Source organism: Candidatus Infernicultor aquiphilus, from assembly GCF_002784285.1.
Lineage (GTDB): Bacteria > Atribacterota > Phoenicimicrobiia > Phoenicimicrobiales > Phoenicimicrobiaceae > Infernicultor > Infernicultor aquiphilus.
On the sequence record NZ_PFKO01000208.1, the window covers coordinates 1 to 6,449 of the forward strand.

The 6,449-nt window shown below is 38.1% G+C and carries 9 protein-coding genes; all 9 read left to right on the forward strand.

What is annotated here, in order from left to right; genetic code table 11:
• Positions 1-203: quinolinate synthase NadA (gene nadA / locus COZ07_RS05490; RefSeq protein WP_406607576.1), on the forward strand; the 203-nt coding region annotated here is incomplete at its 5' end.
• Complete coding sequence (gene mnmA / locus COZ07_RS05495) at positions 196-1,278, forward strand: MnmA/TRMU family protein (protein WP_406607577.1); 1,083 nt, start codon at positions 196-198, stop codon at positions 1,276-1,278. The genes nadA and mnmA, both read left to right, overlap by 8 nt.
• A gap of 2 nt (positions 1,279-1,280) precedes the next feature.
• Positions 1,281-2,072: an ATP-dependent sacrificial sulfur transferase LarE gene (larE, locus tag COZ07_RS05500; protein WP_406607578.1), complete on the forward strand. Its 792-nt coding sequence runs from the start codon at positions 1,281-1,283 to the stop codon at positions 2,070-2,072.
• A 5-nt stretch (positions 2,073-2,077) separates the two neighbouring features.
• Complete coding sequence (locus COZ07_RS05505; protein ID WP_406607579.1) at positions 2,078-2,758, forward strand: hypothetical protein; 681 nt, start codon at positions 2,078-2,080, stop codon at positions 2,756-2,758.
• 12 nt (positions 2,759-2,770) lie between these two features.
• On the forward strand, positions 2,771-3,076 hold the full coding sequence (locus tag COZ07_RS05510) for a hypothetical protein (RefSeq protein WP_406607580.1): 306 nt from the start codon (positions 2,771-2,773) through the stop codon (positions 3,074-3,076).
• Positions 3,073-4,260, forward strand: coding sequence for an aminotransferase class V-fold PLP-dependent enzyme (locus COZ07_RS05515; RefSeq protein WP_406607581.1), 1,188 nt, complete (start codon positions 3,073-3,075; stop codon positions 4,258-4,260). The genes COZ07_RS05510 and COZ07_RS05515 overlap by 4 nt, the downstream gene beginning before the upstream one ends.
• Entirely contained in the window at positions 4,254-5,021 is a 768-nt protein-coding gene (fdhD, locus tag COZ07_RS05520; RefSeq protein WP_406607582.1) for a formate dehydrogenase accessory sulfurtransferase FdhD, read from the forward strand. Before COZ07_RS05515 ends, fdhD begins: the two co-directional genes overlap by 7 nt.
• Positions 4,994-6,010, forward strand: coding sequence for a ThiF family adenylyltransferase (locus tag COZ07_RS05525; protein WP_406607583.1), 1,017 nt, complete (start codon positions 4,994-4,996; stop codon positions 6,008-6,010). The genes fdhD and COZ07_RS05525 overlap by 28 nt, the downstream gene beginning before the upstream one ends.
• 54 nt (positions 6,011-6,064) lie before the next feature.
• Positions 6,065-6,449: Rrf2 family transcriptional regulator (locus COZ07_RS05530; RefSeq protein ID WP_406607584.1), on the forward strand; the 385-nt coding region annotated here is incomplete at its 3' end.

The window sequence follows — 6,449 nt, forward strand, 5'->3', positions numbered from 1 at the left end:
GATTAATCTACCGATTAAAAAAGGAAAATCCGGGGAAGGAGTTTTATACTGCAGGTACAGCGAAGATGTGCCGAAATATGAAGCTAACTACACTAAATGATGTATATTTGTCACTAAAGGAGGAACGTTATCCTATCGAACTGGCAGGAGAAATAATTAAATCTGCTCAAAAAGCATTAACGGCGATGTTGAAATATGTCTAAAGAAAAAGTTATTGTAGGAATGAGTGGCGGAGTTGATTCATCTGTTGCTGCTGCTTTACTTAAAGAAGAAGGTTACGAGGTTATAGGGGTGACTATGAAAATATGGGATGGAGGGATTATTTCCAAAGAAGGTGCTCACCACGCTTGTTATGGTCCTGGCGAGGAAGAAGATATTAAAGATGCTCAAAAAGTAGCGGAGATATTGGGAATACCCTTTCACATAGTTGACTTGAAACAGGAATACAAAACTGATGTTTTGGATTACTCTTCTCACGAGTACCTCTCCGGAAGGACTCCCAACCCCTGCATTAGGTGTAACCAGCGGGTAAAATTTGGCGCTATGGTTAAAAAAATCTATGACAGTGGGATTGAGTTTGATTATTTTGCTACTGGTCATTATAGTCGCTTAGAATATGATAAGGTACAACATCGGTATCTTCTCAAAAAAGGCAAAGACTTAAAAAAAGATCAGTCTTACTTCCTCTACTCTCTATCGCAGGGGCAGCTTGGACATACTCTATTCCCCATTGGGGATTATACTAAAGAAGAAGTAAAAAAAATAGCACGAGATTCGGAGCTTGGCATTAATGATAAGCCAGAGAGTCAGGATTTTATCACTGGTGGTTATTCCTTTCTCTTTAATAAAGTAAAACGATCTGGACCTATTCTTAATAAGCAAGGTAAGGTTTTAGGTAGACATAAAGGAATTCCATTTTACACTATAGGTCAACGCAAAGGTTTGGGAATATCAAACGGGGAGCGGTTATATGTAACTGCCATCGACCCAGAAAGGAATGCCATTGTGGTAGGCACAAAAGAAGATTTGCTGGGAGACAAACTTATAGCTTCTAATTTAAATTGGATAGCTATAAAGAAATTTGAGAAATCTATTAAAGTAAAAGCAAAGATAAGATACCGCCATAAGGAAGCTGAGGTAGAAGTAATTCCTTGGGATAAAGAAAAAATTTATGTAAAATTTAGAGAACCACAAATGGCAATTACTCCAGGGCAAGCGATAGTTTTTTATGATGGAGATATAGTAGTTGGTGGTGGAGTGATAGAAAAATGGATATAACAATGAAAGAAAAACTTGAACATTTAAAAGAGATTATAAAAGAGAAGGATAGTTTAATGATTGCATTTTCAGGAGGGGTAGATAGTTCTTTAGTTGCAAAGATTGCATATGAGGTATTAGCTAAAAAAGCACTGGCAGTAACCTTGACTTCAGATACTTTTTCTAAAAGGGAATTAGAAAGTGCAAAAATAATTGCAAAAGAAATTGGTATTACTCATGAGATTATAGAATCATCAGAACTTGGTAACGATGAATTCATAAAGAACCCTGAGAATAGATGTTACTATTGCAAGAAAGAGGAGGCTATAGTTTTAAAAAAGATAGCAAATGAAATTAGAATAAAATATATCGCGGATGGCGTAAATCTATCTGATTTTGATGAACATAGGCCAGGTATAAAGGCATTGGATGAAGAAAATATCATCCATCCTTTAGTTGAGGCAAGAATTAAAAAGTCAGATATCAAAGCAATGGCAAAGTTTTTAGGATTATCAAACTACAATTTGCCTTCCACAACTTGTCTGTCATCCAGAATTCCCTATGGCGAAGCAATAACTATCGAAAAATTGAAAAGAATCGAGGAAGCAGAATCATTTATTCTATTTTTAGGATTCAGGCAGGTAAGAGTAAGGTGTCATAAAGATGTTGCGAGGATAGAAGTAGAAAAAGAGGAAATAGAAAAGGCTATTAATTTTAGAAAAGAAATAGTAAGAAGATTAAAAGAAGTCGGTTTCAAATACATTACCTTGGATTTGGAAGGATACAGATCAGGGAGTATGGACGAGATATTATGACAAATATGACAAAGGCGATAGGTTTGTTATCAGGCGGGCTGGACAGCACATTAGCAGTAAAGTTAATGATGAATCAAGGCATTGAAGTAACAGCCTTGAATTTTATCACTCCTTTTTGTACGTGCACCAAAAAGGGTTGTAGGCATGAAGCAAGTCGTATAGCAAAAGAGTTTGTAATTAAGATAAAAGTAATCGCCGTGAAAGAAGATTATATAAAGATGGTAAAAAATCCAAAGTATGGATATGGAAAGAATATAAACCCCTGCATAGATTGCAGGATATTCATGTTGAAGAAAGCAAAGGAATATATGGAAGAAATGAATGCATCTTTTTTATTCACGGGAGAAGTATTGGGTCAGCGCCCAATGTCCCAACGGAGGAAGGCGATGACACTCATAGAGAAAGAAGCAGGTCTGGAAGGTTTGATTTTGAGACCACTCTCCGCTCAATTCTTGGAGCCAACGATTCCAGAGAAAGAAGGATTGATAGATAGGGAGAAATTGTTTGGGATAAGAGGACGCTGGCGAAAGCCGCAGATGGAGTTAGCAGAAGAACTTGATATAAAAGATTATTCATGCTCAGCCGGTGGTTGTAGGCTAACCGACCCACAGTTTGCGAGAAGGGTTAGAGAGGCATTTGAGCATGATGAAGATAGTATACGAGATATGGATCTCCTAAAATATTGAAGACATTTTAGGTTGCCCAGTGGTGTAAAGGTAATAGTTGGTAGAAATGAGGAAGAAAATTCTATAATATCTAGATTTGCTGGAGAAAGAGATTTGTTGATGGAAGTAGTAGGCTTTGGAAGCCCAATAACCCTTCTAAAGAATAGTTTTGATGAAAGAGATATTAAAATGGCTGCATCGGTTTGTGTTAGGTACAGTAATTATAAAGGAAAAGCGGAAGTTAGGATAGGTTGCAGAGAAAGATGGAAAAAAAATCTTTTTATTGAGCCGATTAAAGAAGAATTTAAAAAATATCTAATTGGAGGAATCTCTACATGAATTTTGCTGAAATAAAGACAGATTTCCCAATTCTAAAAGACATAATTTATATGGATAGTGCGTCTACAAGTTTGACACCAGAGCCTGTTCTAAATGCAGTTTTAAAATACTATAGAGAATATAACGCAAACGTGGGACGAGGCGTTCATCGATTATCCCAGATTGCATCGCAGAAATATAAGGATGCGCGCAGAAAAGTTGCAGATTTTATCAGCGCGAATGAAGAAGAGGTCATATTCACGAAGAACACGACTGAAGCGATAAACACGGTTGCCAGTGGATTGAGATGGAAAAAAGGAGATAAAGTGGTGACAACCCTGCTCGAGCACCATTCTAATTTTCTTCCCTGGTTGAGATTAAAAAGTTTTGGAGTTGCGTTGGATATTGTAAAGCCAGATAAAAATGGAAAATTTAATGTATCAGATTTTGAAGAAATGATAGACGATAAAACGAGATTGGTTGCGGTAACGTATATCTCAAATGTTTTAGGAACGATAACTCCAATAGAAGAGATTTCCGCGATTTGTAAGAAGAAGAATGCTTTGTTACTTGTCGATGGTGCACAGTCTGTCCCTCATATACATGTGGATGTAAGAAATTTGGGATGTAATTTTCTTTGTTTTTCAGGTCATAAAATGCTTGGACCAAAGGGAACTGGTATTCTTTGGATGAAAGAAGATTTTTTTGATAGGCTTGAACCACTCAATTTTGGTGGCGGAATGATTGATGATGTCTCTCTAAATAGTTATGAACTGACGAAAGGTTATGAGCGATTTGAAGGTGGAACACCGAATATTGCAGGTGTAATCGGGTTTGGGAGAGCTATTGATTATCTGAACAAGATAGGTATGGACAAAATAAAAGACCATGAAGCGAAGTTAACAGAGAGGTTATTGGAAGGACTGTTAGAGATGAAGAGAGTAGAGATATATGGCTCCTTGAATTCAAAGGAAAGGATTGGTATTGTGTCTTTTAATATTAAAGGCCTGAATCCCCACGATGTGGCATTGATGCTCGATGAAGCCTCCAACATAATGGTTCGTTCTGGACATCTGTGTTGTATGCCACTGATGAAATATTTTGGACTTAAAGAAGGGGTGGTCAGGGTTTCTTTGTATCTATACAACACAGAAGAGGAGGTTGATACGTTTCTGGAGACGGTTAAGGAGATTGTGAAGTGTTAAAAAAGTTCAACTGCCTCAAATTTAATGCGAATAATTTCATCAAATCTAAACACGAGGTCGTGGAAGAATTACCCTTATCTATTTTTATCAATGGAAGGCATTTTGTAACCGCGATGATAAGCCCTCAAATGGTAAGGGAGTTTGTTATAGGGTATCTATTTTCAGAAAAAGTTATAAAAAATATTAAGAAGATAGAATCTTTACAGATAGAGAAGAATATTGCAAAAGTAATAATTAACAATCCTTTAAAAGTATTATCAGTAAAAAAACTAATCGTAAGCGGATGCGGTGGTGGATCTTCCTTCTTGGATGAATTGAAACTACCAAAGATAAGTTCTAACTTGAAAATTGATGTTAGTGATATATTTAGTGGCTTAAAATCTTTCTTAAATTCTGATTTGCACAGGATAACGGGAGGGGTGCATATAGTTGGGTTATTTCATAAAAAAGCTGTAATATGCATATCAGAAGACCTAGGGAGGCATAACGCTCTTGATAAGGTCATAGGTTGTGGATTGATCAAAAATGTCGATTTTAAAACGACTTTTGTGGTATGCACAGGAAGAATATCATTCGATATGGCACTGAAGTGTTCGGTCGCGAGCATTCCTATTATTGCATCGAGAGGCGCTACAACGAGTTTGGCAATCGAGATTGCGGAGAAGACGGGTTTAACGACTGTTGGGTTTGTGAGAGGAAGGAGAATGAATATATATACGAATGGGAAGAGGATATGCAGGATAGATACTCGAGACAGGTGATATTACCGAATATCGGGGAAGAAGGGCAGAAAACACTTTTAAAAAGTAAGATAGCCATCATCGGATGCGGTGCTCTTGGAACGGTTGTGGCAAATAATCTTGTTCGGGCAGGAGTGGGCAAAATATCAATTATAGACCGAGATTTTGTCGAATTAAACAATCTCCAGCGACAGATACTCTTCGACGAAGATGACATAGGTATTCCGAAAGCGGTTGCCGCTGCTGAAAAGCTGAAGAGGGTGAATTCTGATGTGGAGATAGAGGCAATGGTTAAGGATTTAAACCATCTGAACGCTGAGAAAATCATGAGTGGTGTAGATCTCGTATTAGATGGGACAGACAACATGCAAACAAGATTTTTAATCAACGATGTCTGTGTGAAAAGCCAGATTCCCTGGATATACACGGCTGCAGTTGGAACTTATGGGATGATGATGACCATCGTACCAGGGAGGACACCTTGCTTCAGGTGCTTCTTGCCCGATGTACCTGAGCCTGGTTCACTCCCAACCTGCGATACGGCTGGGGTACTTAACACCATACCGGTTATTATTGCATCGATCGAGAGCACAGAAGCGATAAAGATACTGCTTAAAGAGAATATGACTACAAATGCGGAGAGCAATTTGATATTTTACGATGTCTGGAACAACACTTTCGAGAAGATTGCGGTGATGCGAGATAAGAGATGCAGGTGCTGTGTCGAGCACAAGTTCGATTTCTTGAATGCGGCAAAGAAAGAGATCATAACTTCGCTCTGCGGGAGGAATGCCATCCAGATAACACCGGCAAAATCTGCAGACATCTCCTTCAAATCACTCGCAGAAAGATTGAAACGATTAGGTGAGGTAAGGTTCAACAATTTTATACTCGTCTTTAAGGAAAGAGACAAGGAGATATCGCTATTCAAGGATGGGAGGGCAATCATAAAGGGAACAGACGATGAGAAGGCGGCTCGCTCCCTTTATGCAAGGTATGTTGGAATATGAATTTTTTGCTACATCAGATATTCTTATAATAATAATACTAATCTTGGAGGGGTAATGAAACTTTCTACCAGGGGGCGTTATGCCTCGAGAGCAATGTTGGATTTAGCACTAAATTATGGAAAAGGGTCTGTGTCACTGAAGAATATAGCCAGAAGGCAAGAAATCTCAGAAAGATATCTTGAACATATAATGATCGTCCTCCTGTCTGCAGGTTTAGTACAGAGTACGCGGGGATCACACGGAGGATTCAGTTTAGTAAAATTGCCTAAAGAAATTAAATTGAGCCAGATAATTCAAGCCGTGGAAGGGTCAATTTCACCGGTGGCATGTGTTGATGACCCAAAACTATGTAATCGGGTTGATGCGTGTGTCACTTACGAAATTTGGAAAAAACTAAAAAAAGCAATGTTAGAAGTCCTTGATTCAGTAACCTTAAAAG